A 3,800-nucleotide genomic window follows, 5' to 3' on the forward strand; every position below is an offset into this window, starting at 1 on the left:
GCTGTGCTCGTAGCTGGCCTGGCGGACCAGGCGGCCCTGGGCGCGGAGCACCTGGGTGATGGGCTTGTTGGCCTCGAATACCTGCGGCCCGGCGATTTCGGCGAGGTCGCCGTGGCCGAAGAGCGGCAGGAACTTTGCGCCTTCGTCGACCGAGAGGACAACGGGGATGCCGGCCTCTTCGCAGATCTTCTGGTCGTCTTCGCCGTAAGCGGGGGCCTGGTGGACGATGCCGGTGCCGTCGGTGGTGGTGACATAGTCGGCCACGAGGAAGCGCCAGGCGTTCTCGGTGCCGTACTTTTCGGCGTCGTGGAAGTAGTCCCAGAGCGGCTCATAGCTCAAGCCTTCAAGCTCGGCGCCGGTGTGGCGGGAGGTGATCGCGGCTTCCGCGGCGGCGGCACCCTCGGCCCCGTCGCCGTAGCCGAGGTCCTTGGCGTAGGCGGCCAAGAGGTCCGCGGCGAGCAGGAAGCTGCCCGTGACGGGCGCGTCGGCCGCGGCGGCCTTGATCCCGTGCGGGCCGGCCGGCAGGACCACGTAGCTGATGTCGGGCCCGACGGCGAGCGCCAGGTTGGTGGGCAGCGTCCAGGGCGTGGTGGTCCAGGCAAGTGCCTGTACCCCGGCGAGTTGCCTGGACAGCTCCGAGTCCCCTGCCGTGATGGGGAACGTGACCGTGACGGTCTGGTCCTGGCGGTTCTTGTAGACGTCGTCGTCCATGCGCAGCTCATGGTTGGACAGCGGCGTCTCGTCCTTCCAGCAGTACGGCAGGACGCGGTAGCCGTTGTAGGTCAGGCCTTTTTCGTGCAGCTGCTTGAAGGCCCAGAGCACGGACTCCATGTACTCGACGTTGAGCGTCTTGTAGTCGTTTTCGAAGTCCACCCAGCGCGCCTGGCGGGTGACGTAGCTCTTCCATTCGTCGGCGTACTTCATGACGGAGGCGCGGCAGGCGTCGTTGAACTTGTCGATGCCCATGGCCTCGATCTGGGTCTTGTCCGTCATGCCCAGCTGCTTCATGGCTTCCAGCTCGGCGGGCAGGCCGTGGGTGTCCCAGCCGAAGCGGCGCTCCACGCGGCGGCCGCGCTGGGTCTGGTAGCGGCCCACGAGGTCTTTGGCGTAGCCGGTCAGGAGGTGGCCGTAGTGCGGCAGGCCGTTGGCGAAGGGCGGGCCGTCTTAGAAGACGAACTCGTTGGACCCGTCCTGACCAGTATCCCGCTGGTCGATGCTCGCCTGGAATGTGCCGTCCTGGGCCCAGTATTTGAGGATGCGCTCTTCGATCTCCGGGAACTTCACGGAGGCAGACACACCGGAGGTGTTGGAAACTGCGTTGGAAGCCGCGTTTGACGCAGAGGTGGTGGAGCCGGCGCCTGTGGCGGAGGCCTTGGGGTAATAAGTCATCTCGACATCCTGGGTTGAGCTGGTGAACACATGCATTCAGGATGCGAGGACGGCCCTGTTGTCTTCCGACACCACGGACCGCGGTACCACCTCACTTACCGCCACCGGTCCGCTCCCCTTCGCGAAAGGTTCTGCACCGGCGTCGGCCGCTCATTACTGCTGTGACGGGCTTACCCGTCCGGTTCTACTGGCCCGTGCACGCACCGTGGCGACTAAATCTCCACCTCACGCGAGGGTGTTCTTCCGGAAGCTCACCGGTGATGGCCGGGTCAAAGCTGCTACGTCGATGGTACCGGAGAAAATAGTGCGTTTCACTGCCGCGCTGCAGTGACGGGCAGTGCGACTGCATTTCACAGCTACTAACTCCGCTGTGAGGGGCGACGCCGGCGGTCCGACTGCATAGACTCATGCCATGACCGTCCCCCGGCCGCCCCGGGCCTACCCGTGACGCGCCGCAGCGCCAGCCGCCGGTGGCAGGTGTCCTCTGTCCTCTGCGCCGCGCCCGTTGCGGTGGTATCCATCTTCCTGGCGGTCCCGGGTCACTGGCCGGCCCCGGTGGTCCAGCTCGTGGCCTTCACGCCCTGGTTCGCGCTCCCTGCGGGCGCGGCCCTCCTGCTCGCGCTGCCGGGGCGGCGTCCCTGGGCGGCCCTCCCGGCCGGCGCCCTCCTGGCCCTCCAGCTGCTGTGGCTGTTCCCGCCGGACCGGGTGGCGGACAGGCTTCTGCCCCGGCAGGCGGATTCGCTGCCTGGCGAGCAACGGAGCACGGGGCAGGCACAGTCCACAGCCCCGGCGCCGACGGCGGAACTTACGGTCATGAGCCTCAACGCCTGGAAAGGCCAGGCGGACGCCGCGGAAGTTGTCCGGCTGGTGCGTGAAAACGGTGTCGGGCTCCTTGCCGTCCAGGAACTCTCCCCGGACCTGGAAAAACGGCTGGACGCGGAGGGGCTGGACGCGCTGCTTCCGCACCGGATCAGCCGCTCGAGGGACGGCGCGGGCGGCGGCGCCGTGTACTCCTCACGCCCGATCATTCCGGTGGACTCCGTGGACGGTTCCGCCTTCCACATGCCAACGGTGCAGCTGGAGCTCGACGCCGGCGGCCGGCCGGCCCCCCTCACCGTGACCAACGTGCACACCAAGGCTCCGGTGTGGGGCCGGGCCGGGCAGTGGCGGAGTGAATTGGCTGCCCTGGGCCGCCTTGCCGCCCGTCCCGGCAGCATGCTGCTGCTGGGCGACTTCAACGCCACCCTCGACCACGCCGAGTTCCGCCAGATCCTTCAGGGCCCTGACGGCACCGGGCCCGGCGGCCCCCGCGTCGACGCGGGCGCCGCCGCCCTGGCACGGCTGGTTCCGACCTGGCCGATGGCCGGGCCCCCGCTGCCGGGCGTGGTGATCGACCACATCGTGACCAGCCCGCAGGTGGGCAGCAGCGGCTATGCCGTGCTGCCGGTGGCCGGGACGGACCACGCGGCGGTCCTGGCCACGTTGTCCGTCCCCGCGGCGGACTAGCTGCGCGGCAGTTTCATGCCGGACTCGGCCATCACGTCCCGGAGCCGGTCCGGGTAATCCGTGATCAGCCCGTCCACGCCGGCACCGATGAGCGCCCGCATGGTGGGCTTGTCATCAACGGTCCACGGAATGACCTGCATGCCTGCTGCATGGGCACGGCGGACCATGTCGGCGGTGACGTAGGGAACATAGCCCGGATCCGTCACGGCGCCGTCCTGCGGCGTGCCGTGCACGGGAGAGATGGCGTCGAAGCCCAGGGACGAGGCTGCGGCGACGAGGTCACCGCCGAAGTCGTCGGCGTCGATGCCGCCCAGCCACGGCGACTTGCCGGGCTGGCCTGCCTGGAGGAAGTCCTTGTTGGTCAGGGCCACGGTGCGGATCTGGGGATCGCGCTGCTGGACCAGGCGCAGTGAGCCCCAGTCGAAACTCTCGATTGAGACTCGGCTCTGCATGTGGGCGGCCTTGATTTCGCGGAGCGCGACGTCGACGAACTGCTCCCGCGGGGCCGTTTCCTGCGGCGCCCCTGCCTCGACCTTGGTTTCGATGTTGAACTTCACCTGGCTGGCGCGGTGCGAGTCCGCCAGGGCGAAGACCTCGGCCAGCGTGGGCATCTTGGCGCCCGGCGAGGCCACCTGGCCCGGGAACTGGGGCAGCGTGAGGGTGCCGCAGTCCAGGCTGCGGACCTGCGCGAACGTCAGGTCCTTGATGTATTTGCCCACGTAGGGGAACTGTGGGTCGTTCGGCGTGACAGGAGCCGTATCCAGGCACTTCTGGCCGCTGATCTTGCGGTCGTGGGTGATGACCTCGTGGCCGTCCTTGGTGATCTGGAGGTCCAGTTCGAGGGTGGAAACGCCGGTCTCGATCCCCTTGGCGAAGGACGCCAGGGTTGACTCGACAGTCAAGCC

General features: G+C 68.2%; 2 protein-coding genes and 1 pseudogene. 1 reads left to right on the plus strand and 2 read right to left on the minus strand.

Annotated features, from left to right (window positions below; genetic code table 11):
* A pseudogene (locus tag LQV45_RS20320) lies at positions 1-1,389 on the minus strand (class I tRNA ligase family protein); the annotation flags it as partial.
* Positions 1,390-1,833: 444 nt separating this feature from the next.
* On the opposite strand from LQV45_RS20320, the gene LQV45_RS20325 reads away from it, so the two are divergent.
* Positions 1,834-2,895 (plus strand): endonuclease/exonuclease/phosphatase family protein, encoded by a 1,062-nt coding sequence (locus tag LQV45_RS20325; RefSeq protein WP_230008564.1) that lies wholly within the window; start codon positions 1,834-1,836, stop codon positions 2,893-2,895.
* Here LQV45_RS20325 and LQV45_RS20330 read toward each other — a convergent pair.
* Positions 2,892-3,800 (minus strand): glycerophosphodiester phosphodiesterase family protein (locus LQV45_RS20330; protein WP_230008565.1); only part of this gene is annotated, 909 nt, incomplete at its 5' end. The two genes, LQV45_RS20325 and LQV45_RS20330, sit on opposite strands and share 4 nt — an antisense overlap.

Source organism: Microbacterium sp. Bi128 (genome assembly GCF_918698205.1).